This is a genomic window from Rhizobium sp. CB2179 (genome assembly GCF_057653455.1).
This window is the reverse complement of sequence record NZ_CM172781.1, coordinates 2,931,664-2,956,617: the sequence shown is the minus strand read 5'-3', so window position 1 is coordinate 2,956,617 and position 24,954 is coordinate 2,931,664. Positions and strand designations below refer to the sequence as shown.

Sequence of the window (24,954 nt, the reverse complement as noted above, 5' to 3'; positions counted from 1 at the left end):
ATGACCATCAAGCTGCAAAAGCCTGACATCACAGAGCTGAAGCCGCGCATCACCGTGTTCGGCGTTGGCGGCGGAGGCGGCAATGCCGTCAACAATATGATTACCGCCGGCCTCCAGGGCGTCGATTTCGTCGTCGCCAACACGGATGCGCAGGCGCTGACGATGACGAAGGCCGAGCGCATCATCCAGCTCGGCGTCAACGTCACTGAAGGCCTCGGTGCCGGCTCGCAGCCGGAAGTTGGCCGGGCGGCCGCCGAGGAGTGCATCGACGAGATCGTCGATCACCTGAACGGCACGCATATGTGCTTCGTCACCGCCGGCATGGGCGGCGGCACCGGCACAGGTGCTGCTCCGGTTGTCGCACAGGCGGCTCGCAACAAGGGCATCCTGACGGTCGGCGTCGTCACCAAGCCGTTCCATTTCGAAGGCGGGCGCCGCATGCGCCTGGCCGAGATGGGCATCCAGGAACTGCAGAAGTCTGTCGATACGCTGATCGTCATTCCGAACCAGAACCTTTTCCGCATTGCCAACGACAAGACGACCTTCGCCGATGCCTTCGCCATGGCTGACCAGGTTCTCTATTCGGGCGTTGCCTGCATCACCGACCTGATGGTCAAGGAAGGCCTCATCAACCTCGACTTCGCCGACGTCCGCTCGGTGATGCGCGAGATGGGCCGGGCGATGATGGGCACCGGCGAAGCTTCCGGCTCCGGCCGCGCGCTGCAGGCTGCAGAGGCTGCGATCGCCAACCCGCTGCTCGACGAAACCTCGATGAAGGGCGCCCAGGGCCTGCTGATCTCCATCACCGGCGGTCGCGACCTCACCCTCTTCGAAGTCGACGAAGCCGCGACCCGCATCCGCGAGGAAGTCGATCCTGACGCCAACATCATCCTCGGCGCCACCTTCGACGAATCGCTCGAAGGCATCATCCGCGTCTCGGTCGTCGCAACCGGCATCGACCGGGCGATGAACGAAGCCGCCGAACGCAACCTCCAGCCGGCAGCAAGGCCGGTTATCCGTCCCTCCGCGGCTGTTGCTCCGGCAGCGGCCGCAGTTCAGCCTGCCCCCGTGATGCAGGCACCGAAGGCCATGGATCCGATCGCGCAGACCATCCGCGAAGCCGAGATGGAACGCGAGCTCGAAATTCCGGCCCCGCGTGCTGCCGCATCGCTGCAGCAGCCGGCTCCACAGCAGGAGGCCTTCCGTCCGCAGAGCAAGATTTTCGCGCCTGCACCGGAAGCTCCGGCAATGCGTCCGGCACCGGTACAGCAGCAGGCTCCGGCGCCCGCCATGAGCCAGCCGGTCATCAGCCAGCCGGTCCAGCAGCAGCCGATCCGGCAGGAGCCGGTCATCCGTCAGGCGCCCGAACCGATGCGCATGCCGAAGGTCGAGGATTTCCCGCCGGTCGTCCAGGCCGAACTCGACCACCGCACGCAGCCGGCGTCTGCCCATGCGGCGGAGGAGCGCGGTCCGATGGGCCTCCTCAAGCGAATCACCAATTCGCTTGGCCGTCGCGACGACGACGCCGTTGCCGCCGATATGACCGCAGCACCGCCGGCCGCTTCGCAGCAGCGCCGTCCGCTGTCGCCGGAGGCAAGCCTCTACGCACCGCGTCGCGGCAACCTCGACGACCAAGGTCGCGCGGTTCCGCAGGCCCGGATGATGCAGGAAGACGACCAGCTGGAAATCCCGGCATTCCTGCGTCGCCAGTCGAACTGATACCGTGCTTCGGCACCCGTTCATGCCCGGGATCAAGGTCCCGGGCATTGCTGTTTTTCAGCCTGCGATTCGCGAGCAATTTCAATCGCGTGACTTCGTAACAAAGCGAAAGAAACAGTGATTTGGATTGGAGCGTCGGCGCACGTAAGTATGGTCGCAAGAAAACTGCCCTGGGAGTCTTTTCGACGGCTCCTTATGCAGAATGAACGATGACCGTGCCGATCGGACAGACCGCCGGTACGGAAGAATAAAAGGCAGAGTTTATGGCAATTGGCTTGCTGGGTTTTCAAACGACGGTATCGCGTCCCGTGACGCTTTCGGGCACCGGGGTCCATTCGGGCGCGGAAGTGTCGATCACCCTGAACCCGGCCGAATCGGACACCGGCGTCGTTTTCCAGCGCCTGCATGACAATGGCGACATCACCGAACTCAAGGCCGTCTCCTCGCAGGTAGGCAATACCGACCTCTGCACCGTGCTCGGCTTCTCGCCGGCCCATTCGGTTGCGACGATCGAGCATGTCATGGCCGCCGTCTATGCGCTCGGCCTCGACAATGTGGTGATCGAGGTGCAGGGCTCCGAAATGCCGATCATGGACGGAAGCTCGCTGCCCTTCGTCGAGGCAATCGAGCAGGTCGGTCTCGTCTCCCTCGGCGTCAAGCGCCGCTATATCCGTATCACCAAGCCGGTGCGAATTGAGCATGGCGGCTCCTGGAGCGAATTCCGTCCTTATGACGGTACACGCTTCGAAGTCGAAATCGATTTCGAGTGCCCGCTGATCGGCCGGCAGAAGTGGGCCGGCGATATGACGCCCGCCGTCTTCAAGGCCGAGCTTTCGCGCGCCCGCACCTTCGGCTTCATGCGCGATGTCGAACGTCTCTGGGCGTCGGGCCACGCGCTCGGGTCCTCGCTCGAAAATTCCGTCGTCATCTCGGACGACAACACCGTCATCAACGTCGAAGGGCTGCGTTACGCCAAGGATGAATTCGTCCGCCACAAGACGCTCGATGCCGTCGGCGATCTGTCCCTTGCCGGCGTCCAGTTCATCGGTTGCTACCGTTCCTATCGCGGCGGTCACAAGATGAATGCCAATGCGCTGAAGGCGCTGCTCGCCGATTCCTCCGCCTACGAAGTGGTCGAGACGTCGACGCCGCGCCAGCGCGTCGCTGCCCGCGAACTGATCGCGGTCAGTGCTTCGGAATTCGCTCCCTGGTCGGCATGACCTCCAGCATATTCTCAAGACCAGGCCGCCTCTTTCCCGGAGGCGGTTTTTTTATGTCCGGCGTGTCTACGGCAATAGACCGATGCTTGGCCGCCACAGGTCGGGAAGAAGTTGAAAAGCCGATCATTCTGCGGCTGCTGCCACAAAAATGCGTTAATGCCTTATCATTGCGTTGCTCTTGATGCACATTTGTGGCTAGAAACGCCAGCGAGGCGTGGCTGCCGTGGAGAGAGCGGCAGCAGTGGGGTTCTTTCGAATGGGTTATGCAGGATCTGAAGGTATGATGAAGACAGCGCGCGCTTTGTTCGCATCGCTTCTGGTGCTCAGCGCAGGCGCCTCGATCTCCGGTTGCCAGTCGGATCCCGACATCGACATCACCAAGCTCGGTCTCGAAACCGATCCGCCTGACGTGCTCTACACCCAGGGCCTGGCCAATATGAAGGCCGGCAACATGGCGGAAGCGGCGCGCAAGTTCGACGCGATCGATCGCGAGAACCCGTTTTCCGAATGGGCGCGCAAGGCGCTTGTGATGAGCACCTTCGTCAAATACCGCCAAGGCCGTTTGGACGATGCGCTTGCTTCCGGCAACCGCTACATGTCGCAATATCCGAAGTCCCAGGATGCTGCCTATGTGCAGTATCTCATCGGTCTCACCTATTCCAAGCAGATCGTCGACGTGACGCAGGACCAGCGCGCCTCGGCCAAGACGATCGAGGCGATGCAGGCCGTCATCGACAACTATCCGAACTCCGAATATGTCGACGACGCACAGGCCAAGATCCGCTTTTCGCGCGACCAGCTCGCCGGCAAGGAAATGCAGATCGGCCGCTACTATATGGAGCGGAAGGAATATCTCGCCGCGATCTCGCGCTTCCGTATCGTCGTCGAGAAATACCCGAATACGAACCAGATCGAAGAGGCCTTAGCGCGTCTCGTCGAAGCTTATTACGCCATGGGCATCGTCGACGAGGCGCAGACAGCCGCTGCCGTTCTCGGTCACAATTATCCCGACAGCCAGTGGTATGCTGATTCCTACAAGCTGCTGCAGAGCGGCGGTGCCGAGCCGCGTGAAAACAAGGGCTCGTGGATCGCGGCAGCGGGCAAGAAACTTCTTCTCGGTTCCTGAGGCCAATGCTGATCCAGCTTTCGATCCGCGATATCGTCCTGATCGAGCGGCTGGATCTTGCCTTCGAGACCGGCCTCTCCGTCCTGACGGGCGAGACCGGGGCGGGTAAATCCATCCTGCTCGACAGCCTGTCGCTGGCGCTCGGTGGACGCGGCGACGGCGACCTGGTGCGTCATGGCGAGGACAAGGGCCAGGTGACGGCGGTGTTCGACGTCGGCATGGAACACGGCGCCCGCACACTCCTGCGTGAAAACGGCATCGACGACGAGGGCGATCTGATCTTCCGCCGTCAGCAATCGGCGGACGGACGCACTAAGGCCTATGTCAACGACCAGCCGGTCAGCGTGCAGCTGATGCGCCAGGCCGGTCAGATGCTGGTCGAAATTCACGGCCAGCACGACGATCGCGCCCTTGTCGACACCAATGCCCACCGCACCCTGCTCGATGCCTTTGCCGGCCTCACCGACGAGGTTTCGGAAGTCTCCCGGCTCTATCGCCTGTGGCGCGACAGCGAGCGGACGCTGAAGAACCACCGGGAGAAGGTGGAAAGCGCGGCGCGCGAAGCCGACTACCTGCGCTCGTCGGTCGAAGAGCTCGAGAAGCTCTCGCCGCAGGATGGCGAGGAGGAAGAACTCGCCGATCGCCGGCAGAAGATGATGAAGGCCGAGCGAATCGCCGGCGATATCGCCGAGGCGTCCGAATTCTTGAACGGCAATGCCTCGCCCGTGCCCCATATCGCCTCGCTGGTGCGCCGGCTGGAGCGCAAGAGCCATGAGGCGCCGGGGCTGCTCGAAGACACCGTGACGCTGCTCGATGCCGCGCTGGACCAGCTTTCCAACGCGCAGATGGAAGTCGAGGCGGCACTGCGCAAGACCGAATACGATCCAAGAGAGCTGGAGCGGGTGGAGGAGCGGCTTTTCGCGCTCAGGGCCGCCTCGCGCAAATATTCCGTGCCCGTCACCGAGCTGCCGGCGCTTGCCGTGCGCATGATCGCCGATCTTGCCGATCTCGACGCGGGCGAGGAGCGGCTTGCTCGGCTCGACGCCGAGGTCGGCCTGGCGCGGGAAAATTACGATGCGGCGGCGCGCTCGCTGTCCGACAAGCGCCATCATGCCGGCACCGCACTGGCTGGGGCCGTCATGGCTGAGCTGCCGGCGCTGAAACTCGAACGCGCCCGTTTCATGGTCGAGATCACCACGGATGCGGGCGAGGCGCTGGCCGAAGGCATCGACGTCGTCGAATTCCATGTTCAGACCAATCCGGGCACGCGACCGGGCTCGATCATGAAGGTCGCCTCGGGCGGCGAACTGTCGCGTTTCCTGCTGGCGCTGAAAGTGGCGCTCGCCGATCGCGGATCGGCCCCGACGCTCGTCTTCGACGAAATCGATACCGGCGTCGGCGGCGCGGTGGCCGATGCGATCGGTCAGCGGCTGAAGCGGCTGTCGGAGCGGGTGCAGGTGTTGTCGGTCACGCATGCGCCGCAGGTCGCGGCGCGGGCGGCGACGCATCTCTTGATTTCCAAGGGACCGTCGGCCGACGGTTCGGAAAAGATTGCCACCCGCGTCGCGACGATGGCGCAGAAGGATCGCACCGAGGAGATCGCCCGTATGCTGGCCGGGGCTTCGGTTACCGAAGAGGCGCGGGCGGCGGCGAAGCGGCTGCTGGCCGGCAACGGCTGATTTTTCTTCCGACGCTCTTTCCGCTTAGGCCGGCGGGATGACAATCATCCCGTGGCGCGATATGCGCTGAAGCTTCTCGATCGGCGGCGAGCTCAAGCCATGCGACTTTTCCATTTCAGCGACGATTCCGGGATCGCGGCGTTCGAGCCACGCCCGGTTCGCGTCCCCTCTGCTCGTGCGCCCGGCCGAGAATGGCTGAACGGTCCGCTCGTCTGGGCAATCGATGCCCATCATGATTTCCTGTATCTCTTTCCGCGCGATTGTCCCCGCATCCTGCTCTGGGCGGCGGCCGATACGCCGGAGGCCGAACGCCGGCACTGGCTCGGCGACTGGCGCGCCGTCGCCTACGTCGAGCGCCGTTGGCTGGAAAGGCTCGAAGCGGAGACGATCCATCGTTACGAGATGCCAGCCGAGGGCTTCGAGGATCTGGGTGATGCTGGCATGTGGGTGGCCCGAAAGAGAGTGGTGCCGATAGAGCATGCCGCCATGTCACAGCTCGACCGGGAGTTTGCCCCGCGCAAGGTGGATCTCAGGGTGGTGGACACGCTGACGCCGCTGAAAGGGCTCTGGGGCACGAGCCTGCATGTCAGTGGTATCCGGCTGCGCAATGCGAACGATTGGGAATAGCCGGATAGGGCGGTGACAAGGATTCCACGGCATGAAAGTCGGCGCGAAAGCTCACCTCAATCTCCCTCATCCCTGTGCTCGTCACAGGGATCCAGCGCGCCCAAGTCCTTTGGCGCGGGAGATTCTTCTTCCCTGAAAGAGAGTGTCATTCACGGCGCAGAGGCGCCGTGGCTGGATTCCTGTGACAGGCACAGGAATGAGGGAGGAGAGCTGAGCGAGCCGATCATCCCGATGGCGGATACGCGGCCTCTCTTTTCATCCGGAAATTTTGCTCTAAAAAACAATGCAGATTCTCTGGAGTGATGTTCCATGTCCACCGAAAGTTCCGCCGTCGATACGTTGACGATCGAAGAGGCTGCCGCCGAGCTCGAACGGCTGGCAAAGGAGATCGCACATCACGATGCGCTCTATCACGGCAAGGACCGGCCGGAGATTTCGGATGCCGATTACGACGCGCTGAAGCGCCGCAACGATGCGCTGGAAGTGCGCTTTCCCGAGTTGATCCGCGAAGACAGCCCATCGCGGCATGTCGGTGCGGCGCCCTCCGTCACTTTTTCGCCTGTCGTCCACGCGCGGCCGATGTTGTCGCTCGACAACACCTTCTCGCAGGAGGACGTGCAGGATTTTGTCGCCGGCGTCTATCGTTTCCTCGGCCGGCTGCCGGACCAGTCGATCGCCTTTACCGCCGAGCCGAAGATCGACGGTCTCTCGATGTCGATCCGTTATGAAAACGGCAGGCTGGTGACCGCTGCAACGCGTGGCGACGGCACGACGGGGGAGAATGTCACTGCCAACATCCAGACCATCGCCGAGATCCCCAACGAGCTGCCGAAAGGCGTGCCCGCTGTCGTCGAGATCCGCGGTGAGGTCTACATGGCCAAGAGCGACTTCCTGGCGCTGAACCGGCAGATGGAGGCGGAGGGTAAGCAGACCTATGTCAATCCGCGCAATACGGCTGCCGGATCGCTGCGCCAGCTCGACGCCAAGGTGACGGCGAGCCGCAAGCTGAAATTCTTCGCCTACGCCTGGGGCGAGATGTCGGAAATGCCGGCCGATACGCAATTTGGGATGGTGCAGACCTTCAAGGACTGGGGTTTTCCGGTCAATCCGCTGGTGAAACGATTGAACTCGGTCGCCGACATCCTGACCCATTATGACGAGATCGGCCTTGAGCGCCCGGATCTCGACTACGACATCGACGGCGTCGTCTATAAGGTCGACAGTCTCGAGTTGCAGGCCCGTCTCGGTTTCCGCTCGCGTTCACCACGCTGGGCGACGGCGCACAAGTTCCCTGCCGAACAGGCTTTCACTATCGTCGAGAATATCGACATTCAAGTCGGCCGCACCGGCGCCTTGACCCCTGTCGCGCGATTGACGCCGATCACCGTCGGTGGCGTGGTCGTCACCAATGCGACGCTACACAACGCGGATTACATCAGGGGCATCGGCAATAGCGGCGAGCGCATCCGCGACGACGAGCACGATATCCGCATTGGCGATACCGTCATTGTGCAGCGCGCCGGCGATGTGATTCCGCAGGTGCTCGACGTCGTCATGGAGAAGCGCTCGGCCGAGGCCAGGCCCTATGAATTTCCGAAGACCTGCCCGGTCTGCGGGTCGCATGCCGTGCGTGAAAGACATGAGAAGACCGGCAAGCTCGATTCGGTCACCCGCTGCACCGGCGGTTTCGTCTGCAGGGCGCAGGCGACGGAGCATTTGAAGCACTTCGTTTCGCGCAACGCTTTCGATATTGAAGGGCTCGGCTCGAAGCAGATCGACTTCTTTTTCGAAAACGAGGACGCGTCGCTGCAGATCCGCACTGCGCCCGATATCTTCACGCTGGAGAAGCGTCAGCAGCAATCGCTGACCAAGCTGGAGAATATCGACGGCTTCGGCAAGGTCAGCGTCGGCAAGCTCTATGCGGCGATCACCGAACGGCGCAGCATTGCGCTCCACCGCTTCATCTACGCGCTCGGCATCCGTCATGTCGGCGAGACCACAGCGAAGCTCTTGGCGCGCTCCTACGGCACCTATGCGGCCTTTGAAACCGCAATGCGCGAGGCCGAGGCGCTTTCCGGTGACGCCTGGAATGATCTCAACGCCATCGAGGGTATCGGCGAGGTCGTGGCGCGGGCCATCGTCGAATTCTACAAGGAGCCGCGCAATGTCGAGGTGATCACCCGGCTTATTGAGGAAGTGACGCCCGAGGAGGCCGAACTACCGAAGACGGCAGGCAGCCCGGTCGCCGGCAAGACCGTGGTTTTCACCGGCTCGCTTGAAAAGTTCACCCGCGACGAGGCGAAGGCGAGGGCGGAAAGTCTCGGCGCCAAGGTGGCGGGATCAGTCTCCAAGAAGACCGACATCGTCGTCGCCGGCCCCGGCGCCGGCTCCAAGCTCGACAAGGCGCGTGAGTTCGGCGTGCAGACGATGGACGAGGACGAGTGGCTGGCGCTGATCAGCGGGTGAGGGGCTGACGGCAAGCCGCCAGCCCGTTTGCTCAAAGCCTGAGCCGCGCCATCGTATAGGCATCGACATATTGACCGGCGCGATATCCGAAGGCCTTCAGCAGGCCTTCCTGCTCGAAGCCGAATTTCTGGTAGAGGCCGATGGCGACATCGTTATCGGTGTAGACGGTCAGTTCCAGCCGTTTGATATCGAGCCAGTCGTCGGCAGCATCGACCATTGCTCCGAGCAAGATCCGTCCGAAGCCGCGGCCGGTGAAGTCGTCATGCACACCCATGCCTATGCTGGCGACGTGCTGCCTGCGGCCGGAAAGACGGTTGAGGCCGCTATTGCCGACGATTTTGCCGTCCTGGGTGACGACGAGGTTGAGCGCGCCGGGCGACGGATTTTCCATGTGTTTGCGAACTTCCTCGACCCGCTGGTAGGGCGGCCGCAAGGTGCCGGCCCGGTAGCCCGGCAGATTTATGAGATCGGTGATCTCCTCCGCATCGGAGAGGCGGACGGCGCGCACAAGGACGCCATCCGGCAGGCGCGCTCGGCCACGAGGTTCATTCTCTTCGTTTTCGGACATTCATGCTCTCCATCGGTGTCGGGAGGAGAGCCGGTTTCCGAAAACCCTGCTCGCCTCGGCAGGGTTTCGGGATGATGATCGGATCGCTGCTAACGCGCCATCGCTCCCGCGTACCCTTCAAGGGTCGTGGCGTGATGGATAAGCGCTGCCATGGTTAGGGAACCGATCATGGCAACAAGTTTCGATATGCGGGTTAAAAAGTCAATCGGGCGTCGTGTCGAATTTGCGCGGCCGGAAGCGGGGCGGTATTCCTGTTCCCGAAGAAACGATTCGGGTTGCTGATTTTGAAGACCATCGCGATTGACTTCGAGACGGCGAACGAGCAGCGCGGCAGCGCCTGTTCCGTCGGCCTTGCCTGGATCGAGGACGGCAGGGTGACGCGCGTCGAGGAGCGGCTGATCCGGCCGCGAGAGATGCGCTTTTCCGGGATGAACATCGCAATCCACGGCATCCGGCCGGAGCATGTCGAGGATGCGCCCGAGTTTCCCGAGGTGATGGACGAGTTTCACGAGGATATCAGCGGCGCGACGATGATCGCGCACAATGCCGCCTTCGATTTCAGCGTCTGGCGGGCGAGCCTCGATCTCTACCGGCAATCCTATCCGGAGCTTACCTATCTCTGCAGCCTGAAGATGGCGCAGCGGATCTGGCCGCATTTCCTCTCGCACCGGCTGAACCTGATCGCCGAGCATCTCGGCCTGCGTTTCGTGCACCACAACGCCGCTGAAGATGCCGCCGTCTGCGCAGCGGCCGCCATCGAGATGGCAAGGGCGGTCAAGGCCCATGCCGTCCACGCCATACCGTCGTTGATCGGCATGAAGCCAGGTCGGCTGACGGCGCAGGCCTATGAGCCCTGCACCTGCCGAAAAGGCTGACCCCTTTTCCGCAAACGCCGTTTTCTTGCAAAGCATGGGTGCGTGCTTATCTAGAATGCGGGTTATTCAGGGAGCCGCCATGTCCAGACTGCGCAATCTTCTCCTCGCCGCCTTCTCTTTCGCCGCCCTTTCCACAGGTGCTGCCTCGGCCGAAGTCGTCGGCAAGGTTGGGGTCGACTGGATCGGCAACGACATCATCGTCGAGGCGGTCTCCGACCCTGAGGTCAAGGGCGTTACCTGCCACGTCACCTATTTCGACCGCAGCCTGATCGACCGGCTCAAGAACGGCAACTGGTTCGAGGACCCGTCCAACAACTCCATTGCCTGCCGGCAGACCGGGCCGATCGAGATCGGCAATATCGACCTGTCCAAGGATGGCAGCGAGGTGTTTCGCCAGGGCATGTCGCTGATCTGGAAGACTCTGGTCGTCAACCGCATCTACGACAAGACGAACGACACGCTGATCTATCTCGCTCATTCGCGCGAACTGACCGACGGCTCGGCGAAGATGTCGATCTCGACCATTCCGCTCTATGGGCAAAGCGTGACCTGGAAGAACGGGAAGCCGCAATAGGGTTTCTGCGGTGAGATTTTGGAAAGAGCGGCGCCTCCCTTTTCGCTCATTGCAAAATCAAAAAGGCCCGGACGAGCCGGGCCTTCGAATTCCAGAAATGGATAGCCCTCAGGCGGCCTGCGTCAACTCGTCGGCAATGACCGTGTCGAGGTTCAGGAAGCAGACCATGGTCTTTTCGAGCGCGACGATGCCGCGGCAGAAAGCGCGCTGGGCTTCCGGGATGATTTCCGGCGGCGGCTGAAGGTCTTCGCTCTTGATGGTCATCATGTCGGAAACCTGCTCGACCAGCAGGCCGACCAGCTTGCCGGCGATGTCGGTGACGATGATCGCCGAGCGCTCGGAGGGCTCGGTCATCTTCATGCCGAGGCGGCAGGCCATGTCGATAACGGGGATCACGGCGCCGCGCAGGTTGATGAGACCCAAGACGTAGGGCGGGGTGTGCGGCATCGGCGTCACCGGCGCCCAGCCGCGGATTTCGCGGATGGCCATGATGTCGATGCAGAATTCCTGATCGCCCAGGTGGAACGAAACGATTTCGAGATAAGCGCCCGACTGCTTGATGGCGTTATTGTTGTTCATGGTCAGAATTCTTCCCAGTTGTCCCCAGCGGGAGAGGCGATGTAGAACCGTCGTTAAATATAGATGTGACGGCTTAAGTCTTTCCTAACGATATGTATTTTCGGATTGGCCGTCTCTCCAGAGGTAAGCTATTCAAACACATGCATTTTTGATCCGTGCAGATTCCTGAGGGCGGATTTCGTTGCCGTGGCAGTTTCTACCGGTGAGACAATTCAACACGGGTTCGAAAACATATTCTTGAATTGCGCGCCTTCGGTCGAGGCTATAATCACGCCAGCAGGGGCGGGCGGCACATCCGCCTGGATTGAGGATCATGCCAATGAAGACATTCCGCATCGCCGTTTGGGTCGGTGTCCTGATACTTGCCGGGTTTCTCGGAGCGTTTACGCTCAACCTGACGAAGTCGAAGGATGTGGTGGCCGAACCGCCCTTCGGCGTACCCTTCACCCTGGTCTCTCAGAACGGACAGCCGATCACCGAGCAGGCGCTGCGCGGCAAGCCGACGGCGCTGTTTTTCGGCTTCACCCATTGCCCGGAAGTCTGCCCGACGACGCTTTTCGAGCTGAACGGCTGGATGGAGAAGGTCGATCCGAAGGGCGACAAGCTGCAGGCCTATTTCGTGACCGTCGATCCGGAGCGCGACACGCCTGAGATCATGAACGAATACGTCTCCAACGTTTCCAAGCGCATCACCGGCATTTCCGGCGCGCCTGACAAGATCGCCGAGGTTATCAAGGGGTTCCGCGTCTACGCCAAGAAGGTGCCGGTCGACGAGAAGGATCCGAATGGCGACTATACGATGGATCACACCGCCTCGGTCTTCCTACTTGATTCGGCCGGGCGGTTTTCCGGAACAATCGCCTATGGCGAAAACCCGGACACGGCGGTAAAGAAGCTAGAGAATCTCGTCAACAAGGGGTGATGGTTTCAGCGTGATGGGGCGTTGGCTCGACCGATGGCGGGCAACGGAAACGGGAAAGACCGCCTATCGTGAGTGAAATCCGCCTTTACGTGACGACGACCGAAAGCAAGGCCGAAGAGATCCTCGACCTTCTGAGCACGGTCTTCGGTGAAGAAGACTTTGCCATCGGCACCACCGAGATCGATGAGAAGAAGGATATCTGGGAAGCCTCGATCTATATGATGGCCGAGGACGAGACTGAGGTGCAATCCCGGGTCGAGGACGCATTGAAGGCCTCTTTCCCCGAGGCCCGGCTGGAACGGGAAGTCATCCCCGAAATCGACTGGGTGGTGAAATCGCTGGAGGGACTGAAGCCCGTCAGGGCAGGGCGTTTCCTGGTGCATGGCTCGCATGACCGCAATAAGATCCGCCCCGGCGACATTGCCATCGAGATCGATGCCGGCCAGGCCTTCGGCACTGGCCATCACGGAACGACGGCCGGCTGCCTCGAGGTGATCGATGCCGTGGTGCGCTCGCGCCTGGTCCGCAACGCGCTCGATCTCGGCACCGGCAGCGGCGTACTGGCGATTGCGGTGCGCAAGCTCAGGAACATACCGGTGCTTGCGACCGACATCGATCCGATCGCGACGAAGGTGGCGGCCGAGAACGTGCGCCGCAACGGCATCGCCTCGGGCATCGTCACCAGGACCGCACCGGGCTTTCATTCGACGGCCTTTTCAGAGCAGGGTCCCTTCGATCTCATCATCGCCAATATTCTCGCGCGGCCGCTGATCCGCATGGCGCCGAAGCTTGCGACGCATCTTGCGCCTGGCGGATCAGTTATTCTCTCCGGCATCCTTGCCGGGCAACGCTGGAAGGTGATTGCCGCCTATAGTGGCGCGAGGCTTCGCCATGTCAGAACCATCTGGCGCAATGGCTGGGTGACTATTCATCTCGATCGGCCTTGATTTTTCGAGGCTGTGAGCAGGTGATTGCTCCTGCAAACGCATGCCATGCTTAAGGCAACGCGCCTCGTCCCCACCCTCATCCCTATGCCCGTCACAGGGATCCAGCCACCGCGCGTCTGCGCGGTGAATAACTCCATACGAGCTTGAAGAGAGTTTCCCGCGCCCAAGGACTTGGGCGCACTAGATCCCTGTGACAAGCACAGGGATGAGGGCGGTGGCGGGTGCCGCACCGCCTTATCGAAACGGAGCCGCTCCGTCACCTTGTTGAAGACAACAAAAAAGGCGGTGCCGATGGCACCGCCTTGGACCGGTCTATCCGGTCAATGCCCGCGAGCTCAAGGGGAGGAGCGCTCAAGCGGGCTCTACTGCATTCCAATAGGCCGGTCCGGGAGGGAGGAGACGGACTGGCTTTCAGGCTTAGAACGCGTAGCTGAGGGCGCCCTTGTGGCGCGTGGCCCGCTGGCCGGCGCCGAGCAGCTTGAGGCTGTCCTCGTTCTGCGGGCGGCGGGCGCCGATTACGTGACGCACGGTCTGGCGTTCGCCAGCCTGCACCGGGCTGCTATATGCGAAGCGCGAGAGAGAGGCGGTCATTTCAAGAATTCCTTTGTTTACAGGTTCATCGCGAACCGTTCGATGACGCCTATATAGCTATTCTGAAATGCGGAGGCAGAGGGTTTTGCTCATGGGAGCCATGCGGCCAATGCATAAAGCGTGCCAAATTAACTTTTGGCGTCACAGTTCCGTCAAAATGTTGAGCGGCCCCAGGGGTTTCGACTCGTTTGGTCGCTTTTTCTCCCCATCGGTTGAAATTTCGCTAACATGGCCGGCATTCCATTAACCGGATTCGTCTCAATCATTCGGGTTTCCAGCATGTTCCAGTCTTTCGAGGTTACCTCCACGCCGCAATTCGGCAGGGATCGTGTATCGGCGCTGCGCGCCGATTTCGATTCGCTCGGCATCGACGCCTTCCTCGTGCCGCGCGCCGATGAATTCAACGGCGAATATGTTCCCGCATGTTCAGAGCGCTTGGCATGGCTGACGGGCTTTACCGGCTCGGCCGGCATTGCGCTGATCCTGCGCACGCAGGCGATCGTCTTCGTCGACGGACGCTATGTGACGCAGCTTGCCGAACAGGTCGACGGTTCGGTCTTTTCGGGCGGCGATCTCGTCAACGAGCCGCCACATCTCTGGCTTGCCGGAAATGGAGCCAAGGGGCTGCGGCTCGGCATTGACCCCTGGCTGCACGCAGGGGCTGAGGTGCGCCGTCTGGAAAAAGCGCTGTCGCAGATCGGCGGAACGCTGATATTCCTGCCGCACAATCCGCTCGACAGGCTTTGGGCTGACCGACCGGCCGAGCCGCTCGGCGCGGTCAACATCCAGAACGTGGCGCAGGCCGGCGTGCTGGCGAGAGAGAAGATCGCGACGATCGCCGCTGATCTTTCGAAGAAGAACCTTGCGGCGGTGCTGATCGCCGATCCCTCTTCGGTCGCCTGGACCTTCAATATCCGCGGCGCCGACGTGCCGCATACGCCGCATCCGCTGGCGCGTGCCATCATCCATGCCGACGGGCGGGCCGAGATCTTCCTCGACAAGCGCAAGACCGGCATCGAGCCGGAGGCCTATCTCGCGCAGATTTGCACCCAGTTGCCACCATCGGTGCTGGAAGAAAAGCTCGCTGCCGTTTCCAGGGATGGCGGCCGCGTGCTGATCGACCCTGACATCGCCGCCTATGCGCTGGCCGAGATCATCCGCAAGGCGGGCGGCGAAGTGGTGGAGGGCGCCGATCCCGCCAAGCTGCCGCGTGCGGTGAAGAACGACGTCGAGATCAACGGCTCGGCCGCCGCGCATCTGCAGGACGGTGCGGCGATGGTGGAATTCCTCTATTGGCTGTCGCAGACCAAGCCCGGCACGGTGAGCGAGATCACGGCCGCCGAGCATCTCGAAGCGGCGCGCGCCCGCGTCGGCCAGAGCGTGCAGAACCCGCTGAAGGACATTTCCTTCGACACGATTTCGGGCGCCGGCGAACATGCGGCGATCATGCATTACCGCGTGACGACCGAGACCAACCGGATGATCGAGGCCGGCGAACTCTTTTTGATCGATTCCGGCGCGCAATATATCAACGGTACGACCGACATCACCCGCACCGTCGGCATCGGCAGAGTTTCGGAAGAGCATCGGCGCTTCTTCACGCTGGTGCTGAAGGGGATGATAGAGATCAGCACCGCGCGTTTCCCGAAGGGCACGCGCGGCTGCGATCTCGATCCGCTGGCGCGCATCGCACTGTGGCGGGCCGGCGCCGATTTCGCTCACGGCACAGGCCACGGCGTCGGCTCCTATCTCTCGGTGCATGAGGGGCCGCAGCGCATCTCCAGGCTGTCGACACAGGAACTGCTGCCCGGCATGATCCTTTCGAACGAGCCGGGCTATTACCGGCCCGGCAGCTTCGGCATCCGCATCGAGAACCTGATCTATGTGCGCGGGGCCGAGGAGATCGAGGGCGGCGATGCGCCGATGCTCGGATTCGAGACGCTGACTTTCTGCCCGATCGACCGCAGTCTCGTCATTCCCGAGCTTCTGACCCACGACGAGCTGCACTGGTTCAACGACTATCATCGCCGCACATGCGAGGCGCTGATGCCGCTCATCCACGATCACGATGTCAGGGCGTGGCTCGAAAACGCGACGCTGCCGCTGGAATATTGAGAAAGCGGTATTACGGCGTCGGCGACGCTGCAATGCCTTGAATTTCTGCGCCGGCTTTTCGGGCCGGTGCTCAGACGCCGATCGTGTGGCGCCAGGTCATCACGACGATCCAGGCGGCGACCAGCATCCATGTATGGGTGAAGCGCAGGCCGATGAAGAGGGCGACGATCAGCGCCAGCTTCGATTCCCAGCCGCCGATGAAGAAGGCGGGTGCGACGAGTGTCGTCAGCACGGCCGCCGGTACGGCATTCAGAGCCGCCTCCATGCGCGGGGGGATGCTCTTCATTCGGGTGATGAGGATATAGCCGCCGATGCGGGTGGCGAAGGTGGCGGCGGCTGCGGCGAGGATGACGAGCGCCATGTGAAGATCGAATTCCATGGCTCAGACCTCGTGCACTTCGGATTGGAGGGCGTCGGCTTCCAGATCCTGCGGTTGCGGCGGCAGCGGCAACAGGGCGGCGAGCACGATGCCAACTGCGGCACCGAGGCTGACATGCCAGGGCGAGCCGACGTAGCGGTAGGCGAACACGGATGCCACCGCGCTGACGAGCGCCACAGGCAGGAAATTGTCTCGCTTGCGGAAGCCGAGGACGATGCCGAGGAAATAAGCCGGCAGCAGGATGTCGAGGCCGATGGCCTTGGGATCGCCGATGAAGCCGCCGAGCATGCCGCCGGCGATGCTGATCAGCACCCAGGGAATGTAGATGATGATGGCAAAGCCGAAATACCAGGCGAAGGTGAGTTGCCGGCCGGCCTCGGCGCGCTTGACCGCTTCGGCGAATTGTGGATCGACGAGCAGGAAAAAGGTAAAGAATTTCTGCACCGGCGTGAAATGGCCGATGTAGCGAGCCAGCGCCGCCGAATAGAGCACGTGGCGGAAATTGACGGCGAGGATCGACAGCACGATCAGCCAGGCGTGGACATTGTGACCGAAGAGTTCGATGCCGACCATCTGGCTGGCGCCGGCATAGACGGTGGCGCTCATGAAGGCGGCTTCGGAAAGCGACATGCCATTTTCGACCGCCAGCGCTCCGAAGAGAGCGCCAAAGGGCGCCGATGCCAGCGCAACGGCGGAGCCGCCCCGCAAACCTTCAACAAAGTCGGCGCGATTCATGTGATCTTGTCCAGTTGGAATTCAAGTTTTCCCTTATGGTCTACGGCTTGCGACGGCAATTGAATTTCCTTGATTGACCAATCGATTTTGCTGAACCATCAAAGTCCCGATCGCATTCGGCAAAGAGGCAACCATGAAAAAGATCGAATTTTCCAAGGAAGAAAAGGCTGAGATCGTTTCGCGCATCCGCGCTTATTTCGGCCGGGAACTCGATCCCATCGGCGCATTGCCGGCCGAATTCCTGCTTGACTTCTTCGCCGAGGAGATCGGGCCGTATTTCTACAATCGAGGGCTGAGAGATGCCCAGGCCGCCTTATCGACGAGAATGGAACACCTGGCCGAAGATATTCATCTTCTTGAGAGAGAGCAAAAATTCTAAGGCGCGTCGCGATCTTTCAGATTCGCTCCCTGCACTTTAAGTCTTTGTTTTCACGCATGCCGTTGTCGCAAAACCGCTGCACATTTTTGTGCGACATGCTTTAGCGCCTTAAAATCAAATCGGCCTTCACTTAACGGCAAATTATTTCTGCGCCGATATGGTCGTGACGCTTTTGTTCACCGGATTGCGTGTTATTTGGCCTTGATTGTCTCCGTTATCGATGAACCTCGATCCGCCAAGCTCGGCAAGGCGTTGATCTTCATGGTCTGGCTTGCGCTGGCGTCTGCGCTTTGCTGGTCCGAAACGGTCTGGCGTGACGAGGTTCGTGCATTGTCACTCGCCCTTCAAGGGGACAATTTCATCGATATGCTTCGCCGGATGCATGGTGAGGGTCATCCTGCTGTCTGGTATATTCTGCTGCGCGCCGCCTATGCCGTGGTCGGCTCACCTGTCGTCCTGAAGATCGTCGCACTGACGATTGCAACGATCGCGGCCTATCTTCTTGTTTTCAAGCTGAAACTGCCGCTTTCCATCATGCTGCTGGCGCTGTTCAGTAGCTTTTCGATTTTCGATTATGCCGCGATGTCGCGAAATTACGGCATCAGCATGCTGGTGATTTTCCTTCTCGTCCTGAGTTGGGAGAAAGGAGCGCGCAACGGGATATTGCTCGGCCTGTTGTTTGCCTTGCTGGCAAATACGAACGTCCATTCGGTCGTCCTCGTCGGCGGCTTTCTCGCCTATTGGTTTTTCGATTTAATTCTGGCCCGGCCGAGGCCGCCTCTGACGGCATATCGGGCCTTTGTGACAGCCGCTGCCATTGCCGCGGTTGGAATTGTTCTATGTTTCATAACAGTCTATCCGACCTTCAATGATACCGGCCAGAACGATCTCAGCGGCGAGAATTTCGCTTTGCTTGTCCTTCGCGCTCTTGCCCTGACCAGTTCGCATTTTATGGCGTTTTATCCCAACAGCGTCCTTGAACTGGTCGTGGCGTATCCGTTGGCCGCCCAGATTTTCGCAGCGTTAATGTCCGTGCTGATCTACGGCAGCCTGTTGGCGCTGGCGAATCGGTGGCCGGCGCTGATCGCAGCGGGACTGGTTCTCTTGGGGCTTTCGCTGCTTTTTACGCTTGTCTATCCCGGCGGATACAGGCATCAGGCGCTCTGGCTGGTTTTCATGATCGCGATCACCGCCTTGACCACAGACTCTCAGCGCGACGGGGCGGGTGTTGCCGGCATCGAGGCTGCTGGCGGCATCGTAACGTTCGGGCGCCTGTGCTTCCTGATATTGCTGGCGCTACAGGTCGTGTCCGGCATCGAAAAGGTCCATCAGGCCTTCATAGCCGAAATACCCCTGAGCCGAAGCAAGGATCTCGGTGCGCTCATTCAATCGCGCCCCGATCTCAAGGATGCGGTCATAATGGCGGATCCCGACTATCTGGTGGAAGCCTTGCCCTATTACGTCCCCAACCGCACCTATCTTCTGCGGGAGGAGCGGTTCGGCGCGATCGTGCGATATACCCGGAATGCGCGGCTTTCGCTCAGCCTTGCCGATATTCTGCAAACGGCACATCGATTGCAGCAGAGTGAGCATGTCCCTGTTGTCATCCTTCTTTCACAGCGGCTTGATCAGATTACTGCGCCCGTTTCCCTGCGTGAAAGCTACGTTTGGCGGTTGTCTCTGACGCCGGAAGACATTTCTGCTTTCCAGAGCGCGACAAGCCTCGTCAAGCGTTTCGGCACGGTTGCCGGAAGCGATGAGACGTTCGACGTCTACGTGCTGAAATAAGAGGCCAGCCAGCAGCTTATTTGCACACGTCCACGCATTTGATCATTGTGACATGCGTCCGCATTCCGTCGATTGAGGCAGTAACACCTTCGGGAATGGTGCCACCGTTGGAGCGCGACCAGAAAAACAAGGACACAAGCCTATAAACGGGACGCGACGGCGCCCACGGCCCCGCAATCGCAAGGCACGGTCAGCCTTCGCGCTTCATCCGCTCCCGGCGTTTGATCTCGGCCTCCGAGGGCTGCGCCAGCTCGAATGTGCCTGTCTTGATTGCGCCGTCACGTTCGTAGACGCTCATGATGACGCCCGTCGTCGATATCGTGTTGGCGGTGAGCTTCAGCGCCTCCGGCTTGGCGCCTTGACCGAACAGGCGTTTGCCCTGGCCGAGGACGAGCGGAAAAGTCAGAAGCCGGAATTCGTCGATCAGGTCATGCGCCAATAGGGTCTGCAACAGGCCGCTGCTGCCCTGTGTCAGGAGGACGGGACCGTCCTGTTGCTTCAACCGGGCGATTTCGGCGGCGGCGTCGCCACGCAGGGCGACGGAATTTGCCCAGGTGAGCGGCTCCGTGGAAGTGGTCGCGACATATTTGGTCACGGCGTTGAAGACCTTGCCGATTGGATCGTCTTTCCCGACGAAGGGCCAGTGCGCGGCGAAGATTTCGTAGGTCTTGCGGCCAAGCAGCAGTTCGAAGGGATCGGTAAAGATCCCGCCCATGAACTGGCCCATCGGCTCGTCCCAATAATTGACGGTCCAGCCGCCCTGCGTGAAGCCGCCGGTCGGATCCTCCCGCGGCCCGCCCGGCGCCTGCATGACACCGTCCAAACTGACGAAGGCTGCAGCAACAAGCTTTCTCATCTCTCAACTCCCATTGTTGGTGTGTTCAGAGCCAAGGACGGATTAGCTTACACTGATCCGACATCCGACGCGGTTTTTTCGGGCGGTATCCGAGCTGAACTAGCCGGCCAAGGCCTTGGCGCTGTCAATGATCGTGATGCCATGCGCCCGCATCTCCTCGATGGCGGCGACGACGCCTTCGCGCGTGATGCCGCGGCTTGCGTCCTCGATGAAGCGCACGTGGATACCAGGCATCATCTCCAGCGCGTCGAGCGCGGAGAACTTGACGCAATAGTCGGTCGCCAGCCCGCAGACGTCGAGGTCGGTGACGCCCTGATCCTCAAGGAAATCGGAAAGGCCGGTCGAGGCATCGCGGTCATTGTCGCGGAAGGCCGAATAGCTGTCGATATCAGGATCCTCGCCCTTCTGCTGAATCAGGTCGATCTCTTCGGATTTGAGCTCGGGGTGCAGTTCGGCATCGAGCGTACCCTGCATGCAGTGGTCGGGCCACATCATCTGCGGCTTGCCCGACAGTTCTCCCATCTCGAAGGGGGCGGCACCGGGATGGGCGGAGGCGAAGCTGCCGTGGCCCGGCGGATGCCAGTCCTGCGAGGCGACGATCAGGTCGTATTTGCCGCTGTCGATCAGTCTGTTTGCGACGGGAACCACCTTGTCGCCGTCAGGCACCGGCAGATTGCCGCCTGGACAGAAGCCGTTCTGAATATCGACGAGCAGCAGCGCTTTCATCAAGGCCAATCCCTTCGCTTTATTGCAGTGTAAGACGCCATGCACACTGAATGGATCAACTAGTGGATTTCCAGACGCGGACGCGCAAGTGTTAAATCTGGCACTAGTGGTAGTAAGTCGTCGAAACAGAATGCTCTAATGCAATCATTACGATAGCTGGCGGCGGTTCTCGTGTTGAAATCGAACGGAGGGGAAGGCGCGTGCATGATTTCCGCATCGCGGACACAGCCCGCGACGGCGGCAATTGCCGCGTAGGACGCTTTTGTGCGGCATCGATGGATCGAGGCTCCCCCGGCAGAGCCCGGATCTCCCGGCTAGGCCGCCGCCACGTTGTCGGCTGCAGAATCACCTGCTGCGGCGGAAGCGCCGTAGGTATTGCGGTAGGCCTGAAGGGCCGTCTGCATGTCGCTCAGCACTTTGGTCAGGAGCGGATCGCTGTCGCCTGAAGTCTTGATGCTGTTCGGATCGGCGGCAAGAAATTCAGACTCGGTCAACTTGCCGTCGCCATTCGTATCCATTGCGGCGAAGACACCCTTGGAAGCGCCCTCGCTCTGATCGCCGCCGTCGCCCTGATCGTCACTGCCGTCGGTCTTCTGCATGGACAGCATCAGCGACAGGATGTCGGCGGTAATCTTCTTGACGATATCGGTGCTGCTGTCGTCGCTGTCGGTCGACGCCGTGGCCGAAGTCGAGGACTGCGAGGCGGCGGCCAACTCGTCCGCCGAAATGACGCCGTCGCCATTCTTGTCCAGACTGGAAAGCGGAGACTGATATTGAGTTAAGGTGCTGCCGAGAGATGAAACACTGGTCACTGGAACCTCCTTTGAAAAGTTCGTCGTGAAGCCCGCCTTTCATGGGCGGGCAGCCTCTGGGCTAAGCTGATTTGCGAAAGGCGTCAAAGCGACGTTTTGACAGGGCGGAAGTGCGATTGACGATGTGAGGCAACGCACGTTAACCTTTTCGGTTACCAAAGTTTTTCATTGGATTTATTGGCTTTTTTTGGCGGTCGGTTTGTCTGGGCGCGATTAAATCCATGCCGGTGTTGGCCCGAAATTGCCGTAATGGAGCACGTGGAGGAGCTATGGGCGGAGTGCTCGGGTTTGCGCGGCTGCGGCATTTCGTCTGCTTTCCGCGAGGGGCGACTTCAGGTCGACCTTGCTCCGGGTGATGATTTCTGCCTTTCTTACCCTCAGAAGCAAGACGGAAGCGAAGCCATGCCAGAGCCGGATCTCGACGAAAAGATCGACGCGACGTTTCGCAACGGGTCGCTGACGGCGGCCGGGATCATCCTTGGTTTCTCGCTCAATTTCATCAGTGTCTGGGTTTCCAATCCTAATGACTGGACCAGCATCGATATTCTGCCGATGCTGTTCCTGACCGTGGGCATCGCCGTCCAGGTGAAAGTCTTTGCCGATCTGCTGGCGCGGGACTCCCTGTTTGCCGCCAAATATGACCGGTCTCGCCGGCTCTTTCTGATCGGATTGGGAATCGTCGCGGCGGGAATGGGCATTGCCCTGATCAACGATATTCTCGGGCTCGGAAGGATGCGGATGCTCGGGTAAACTTCGCGTCATACTGACGCGAGGTCAGACGCGCTCGACGAACCCGTCCAAGACCCGCTTCTGTCCGGCCCGGTCGAACTCAATCGTCAGCTTGTTGCCCTCGATGCCGGTGATGTTGCCGTTGCCGAATTTCAGGTGGAACACGCGATCGCCGGGGGTGAATCTCGACGGTTCCGACGATGTCGATTTCGCCACCAGCTCACCTTCGATCGTGCGCCCCTTCGGGCCGCTTTCGCCGTAACCTATGCGTTCGACGGCGTGGCCGGAGCGGGTGCCCCAATTGTCGCGTGTGGCGTCGGTCTTGTTGGCCTGGGCGCGTTTCCAGCCGGGCGTGGAATAGGAATTGGTGAAGGGTTCGGCCTTGTCGAAGCGGGACTGGCCGTAGCCGCCGCGGCCGTACCCGCCGTAGCTTTGCTCCATTTCGGCGACCTCGACATGGGTTTCCGGCAGTTCATCGAGGAAACGCGAGGGCAGGGTCGATTGCCAGAGGCCGTGGATGCGGCGGTTGGAGACGAACCAGATGTGGCAGCGGTGCTTGGCGCGGGTGATGCCGACATAGGCGAGGCGGCGTTCCTCCTCCAGGCCGGCGCGGCCGCTCTCATCCAGCGAGCGCTGGTGCGGGAAGAGTCCTTCCTCCCAGCCGGGAAGGAAGACGGTGTCGAATTCGAGACCCTTGGCCGAGTGCAGCGTCATGATCGAGACGGCATCGAGGTTCTCGTTGGTTTCGGCATCCATCACCAGGGAGACGTGTTCGAGGAAGCCGCGCATCGACTCGAAGCTTTCCATCGAGCGGATCAGTTCCTTGAGGTTTTCGAGGCGGCCGGGTGCTTCGGCGCTCTTGTCGTTCTTCCACATGTCGGTATAGCCGGACTCGTCGAGAATCTGCTCGGCAAGTTCGGTATGCGGCGTGTTTTCAAGCAGTTCCTGCCATCGGCGGAAAGATTGAATTACGTCGAAGAGCGCCTTTCGCGCCTTCGGCTTCAGCTCGTCTGTCTCGATGATGTCGGCGGCTGCCGCAAGCATCGGGATATCGCGGGCACGGGCATAGTCGTGCAGCGCGCGCACCGTCGTATCGCCGAGGCCGCGCTTCGGTGTGTTGACGATGCGCTCGAAAGCGAGGTCGTCGGCCGACTGCGCAACGAGGCGGAAATAGGCCATGGCATCGCGGATCTCGAGGCGCTCGTAGAAGCGCGGGCCGCCGATAACGCGATAGTTGAGGCCGAGGGTGACGAAGCGGTCTTCGAATTCGCGCATCTGGAAGGAGGCGCGCACGAGGATCGCCATGTCGTTCAAGAGATGCTTGCCCCGCTGGAGTTGCTCGATCTCCTCGCCGATGGCGCGGGCTTCCTCCTCCGAGTCCCAGGAGGCGTGGACCTGCACCTTGGCGTCGTCCGGATCGGAGCGGTCGGTGAACAGCGTCTTGCCGAGGCGACCTTCATTATGGGCGATCAGATGGGCGGCGGCCCCGAGGATATGTTCGGTCGAACGATAGTTGCGCTCGAGCTTGATGACCTTGGCGCCGGGGAAATCCTTCTCGAAACGCAGGATATTGTCGACCTCGGCGCCGCGCCAGCCATAGATCGACTGATCGTCGTCGCCAACGCAGCAGACGTTCTGCAGCTCGCCCTTAGGGCGCTGAGCGAGAAGCCTGAGCCACATGTACTGGGCCGTGTTGGTATCCTGGTACTCGTCGACGAGGATATAGCGGAAGCGGCCGTGATATTCCTTCAGGAGATCCGGGTTTTTGCGGAAGATCGCGATCGGATGCATCAGCAGGTCGCCGAAGTCGCAGGCGTTCAGCGTCGTCAGGCGCGCCTGATAGGCAAAATAGAGATCGCGGCCACGGCCGTTGGCAAAGGCGCGGGCATCACCCTCGGGGATGTCGGCGGGGCCGAGGCCCTTGTTCTTCCAGGTATCGACCATGCCGGCGAACTGCTTGGCCGGCCAGCGCTTGTCGTCGAGACCTTCGGCCTGAATGAGCTGCTTGATGAGGCGGACGACGTCGTCGGTGTCGAGAATGGTGAAATCGGAGCGCAGGCCGACAAGCTCGCCGTGGCGGCGCAGAAGTTTGACGCCGATCGAATGGAAGGTGCCGAGCCACGGCATGCCTTCGACGGCGCCGCCGACGAGCAGCGCGATGCGCTCCTTCATCTCGCGGGCGGCCTTATTGGTGAAGGTGACGGCGAGGATCTGCGAGGGGAAGGCGCGGCCGGTGTTGAGGATATGGGCGATGCGGGTCGTCAGTACGCGCGTCTTGCCGGTGCCGGCGCCGGCGAGCACGAGGACGGGGCCTTCCAGCGTTTCGACGGCTTCGGTCTGCTCGGGGTTCAGCCCGGCGAGGTAATCCGGCCGCTTGCCGCCGTCGCGAGCCGCCATGGCGCGGGCGGCGATGCCGCCACCGGCGGCGGGCGCCCTTTCGGCGGGGGCGGCAGGCGGCTGCGGCTTGCGCGCCATCTCGCCCGGCTCTTCGTCGAAGAAGGGCATATCGTCGAAACTATTGCTCATGGCGCGTAATGTAGTG

The 24,954-nt window shown here is 61.2% G+C and carries 23 protein-coding genes; 14 read left to right on the top strand and 9 right to left on the bottom strand.

The features are described from left to right. From ftsZ to ligA, 6 genes are all read left to right on the top strand, one after another. On the top strand, positions 1-1,719 hold the full coding sequence (gene ftsZ, locus AC244Q_RS14840) for a cell division protein FtsZ (RefSeq protein WP_012758278.1): 1,719 nt from the start codon (positions 1-3) through the stop codon (positions 1,717-1,719). A gap of 263 nt (positions 1,720-1,982) precedes the next feature. Continuing rightward, positions 1,983-2,939 carry a UDP-3-O-acyl-N-acetylglucosamine deacetylase gene (gene lpxC, locus AC244Q_RS14835; protein ID WP_012758277.1) on the top strand — a complete coding sequence of 319 codons (957 nt, stop codon included), beginning with the start codon at positions 1,983-1,985 and terminating at the stop codon, positions 2,937-2,939. Positions 2,940-3,195: 256 nt separating this feature from the next. Continuing rightward, a complete protein-coding gene (locus AC244Q_RS14830) occupies positions 3,196-4,065 on the top strand; it encodes an outer membrane protein assembly factor BamD (RefSeq protein ID WP_027683752.1) in 870 nt (289 codons plus the stop codon). Positions 4,066-4,070: 5 nt separating this feature from the next. Continuing rightward, entirely contained in the window at positions 4,071-5,744 is a 1,674-nt protein-coding gene (gene recN / locus AC244Q_RS14825; RefSeq protein ID WP_012758275.1) for a DNA repair protein RecN, read from the top strand. Positions 5,745-5,843: 99 nt separating this feature from the next. Further along, positions 5,844-6,371: a DUF6886 family protein gene (locus AC244Q_RS14820; protein ID WP_017994715.1), complete on the top strand. Its 528-nt coding sequence runs from the start codon at positions 5,844-5,846 to the stop codon at positions 6,369-6,371. 309 nt (positions 6,372-6,680) lie between these two features. Then, on the top strand, positions 6,681-8,837 hold the full coding sequence (ligA, locus tag AC244Q_RS14815; RefSeq protein ID WP_128406799.1) for an NAD-dependent DNA ligase LigA: 2,157 nt from the start codon (positions 6,681-6,683) through the stop codon (positions 8,835-8,837). A 31-nt stretch (positions 8,838-8,868) separates the two neighbouring features. Here ligA and AC244Q_RS14810 read toward each other — a convergent pair whose 3' ends face one another. Next, a complete protein-coding gene (locus AC244Q_RS14810; protein ID WP_012758272.1) occupies positions 8,869-9,405 on the bottom strand; it encodes a GNAT family N-acetyltransferase in 537 nt (178 codons plus the stop codon). A gap of 284 nt (positions 9,406-9,689) precedes the next feature. Between AC244Q_RS14810 and AC244Q_RS14805 the strand changes: the two genes are divergently transcribed. Beyond that, complete coding sequence (locus AC244Q_RS14805) at positions 9,690-10,280, top strand: 3'-5' exonuclease (protein WP_128406817.1); 591 nt, start codon at positions 9,690-9,692, stop codon at positions 10,278-10,280. A gap of 79 nt (positions 10,281-10,359) precedes the next feature. After that, complete coding sequence (locus AC244Q_RS14800) at positions 10,360-10,854, top strand: CreA family protein (RefSeq protein WP_012758270.1); 495 nt, start codon at positions 10,360-10,362, stop codon at positions 10,852-10,854. A gap of 108 nt (positions 10,855-10,962) precedes the next feature. Here the strand turns inward: AC244Q_RS14800 and AC244Q_RS14795 are convergent, their stop codons facing one another. Next, positions 10,963-11,433 (bottom strand): chemotaxis protein CheW, encoded by a 471-nt coding sequence (locus tag AC244Q_RS14795; RefSeq protein WP_003541378.1) that lies wholly within the window; start codon positions 11,431-11,433, stop codon positions 10,963-10,965. 319 nt (positions 11,434-11,752) lie between these two features. Between AC244Q_RS14795 and AC244Q_RS14790 the strand changes: the two genes are divergently transcribed. Both AC244Q_RS14790 and AC244Q_RS14785 read left to right on the top strand, forming a co-directional pair. Then, positions 11,753-12,355 (top strand): SCO family protein, encoded by a 603-nt coding sequence (locus AC244Q_RS14790; RefSeq protein ID WP_026157424.1) that lies wholly within the window; start codon positions 11,753-11,755, stop codon positions 12,353-12,355. A 68-nt stretch (positions 12,356-12,423) separates the two neighbouring features. Then, on the top strand, positions 12,424-13,302 hold the full coding sequence (locus AC244Q_RS14785; protein WP_113545206.1) for a 50S ribosomal protein L11 methyltransferase: 879 nt from the start codon (positions 12,424-12,426) through the stop codon (positions 13,300-13,302). Between the two features lie 417 nt (positions 13,303-13,719). Here AC244Q_RS14785 and AC244Q_RS14780 read toward each other — a convergent pair whose 3' ends face one another. Then, on the bottom strand, positions 13,720-13,893 hold the full coding sequence (locus AC244Q_RS14780) for a hypothetical protein (RefSeq protein WP_012758267.1): 174 nt from the start codon (positions 13,891-13,893) through the stop codon (positions 13,720-13,722). A gap of 279 nt (positions 13,894-14,172) precedes the next feature. On the opposite strand from AC244Q_RS14780, the gene AC244Q_RS14775 reads away from it, so the two are divergent. After that, the gene (locus AC244Q_RS14775; RefSeq protein WP_128406800.1) at positions 14,173-16,008 is read left to right on the top strand and encodes an aminopeptidase P family protein; all 1,836 of its coding nucleotides are present in this window, start codon (positions 14,173-14,175) and stop codon (positions 16,006-16,008) included. Positions 16,009-16,078: 70 nt separating this feature from the next. Here AC244Q_RS14775 and AC244Q_RS14770 read toward each other — a convergent pair whose 3' ends face one another. Continuing rightward, positions 16,079-16,387: an AzlD family protein gene (locus tag AC244Q_RS14770; RefSeq protein WP_128406801.1), complete on the bottom strand. Its 309-nt coding sequence runs from the start codon at positions 16,385-16,387 to the stop codon at positions 16,079-16,081. 3 nt (positions 16,388-16,390) lie between these two features. Further along, on the bottom strand, positions 16,391-17,122 hold the full coding sequence (locus AC244Q_RS14765; RefSeq protein WP_018483843.1) for an AzlC family ABC transporter permease: 732 nt from the start codon (positions 17,120-17,122) through the stop codon (positions 16,391-16,393). Positions 17,123-17,255: 133 nt separating this feature from the next. Between AC244Q_RS14765 and AC244Q_RS14760 the strand changes: the two genes are divergently transcribed. After that, on the top strand, positions 17,256-17,501 hold the full coding sequence (locus AC244Q_RS14760) for a DUF2164 domain-containing protein (RefSeq protein ID WP_018074164.1): 246 nt from the start codon (positions 17,256-17,258) through the stop codon (positions 17,499-17,501). Between the two features lie 195 nt (positions 17,502-17,696). Next, on the top strand, positions 17,697-19,289 hold the full coding sequence (locus AC244Q_RS14755) for a hypothetical protein (RefSeq protein WP_128406802.1): 1,593 nt from the start codon (positions 17,697-17,699) through the stop codon (positions 19,287-19,289). Between the two features lie 190 nt (positions 19,290-19,479). Here the strand turns inward: AC244Q_RS14755 and AC244Q_RS14750 are convergent, their stop codons facing one another. The 3 genes from AC244Q_RS14750 to AC244Q_RS14740 form a co-directional block, all read right to left on the bottom strand. Then, positions 19,480-20,145, bottom strand: a complete 666-nt coding sequence (locus AC244Q_RS14750; RefSeq protein WP_128406803.1) for a dihydrofolate reductase family protein — start codon at positions 20,143-20,145, stop codon at positions 19,480-19,482. Positions 20,146-20,244: 99 nt separating this feature from the next. Beyond that, positions 20,245-20,871, bottom strand: a complete 627-nt coding sequence (pncA, locus tag AC244Q_RS14745; protein WP_128406804.1) for a bifunctional nicotinamidase/pyrazinamidase — start codon at positions 20,869-20,871, stop codon at positions 20,245-20,247. A 314-nt stretch (positions 20,872-21,185) separates the two neighbouring features. Next, positions 21,186-21,683 (bottom strand): EF-hand domain-containing protein, encoded by a 498-nt coding sequence (locus AC244Q_RS14740; RefSeq protein ID WP_012758259.1) that lies wholly within the window; start codon positions 21,681-21,683, stop codon positions 21,186-21,188. A gap of 402 nt (positions 21,684-22,085) precedes the next feature. Here AC244Q_RS14740 and AC244Q_RS14735 point away from each other — a divergent pair, with 402 nt between their 5' ends. Beyond that, complete coding sequence (locus AC244Q_RS14735; RefSeq protein ID WP_012758258.1) at positions 22,086-22,433, top strand: hypothetical protein; 348 nt, start codon at positions 22,086-22,088, stop codon at positions 22,431-22,433. 24 nt (positions 22,434-22,457) lie between these two features. Here the strand turns inward: AC244Q_RS14735 and AC244Q_RS14730 are convergent, their stop codons facing one another. Continuing rightward, positions 22,458-24,938, bottom strand: a complete 2,481-nt coding sequence (locus AC244Q_RS14730; protein WP_128406805.1) for an ATP-dependent helicase — start codon at positions 24,936-24,938, stop codon at positions 22,458-22,460. Between the last annotated feature and the right edge of the window lie 16 nt (positions 24,939-24,954).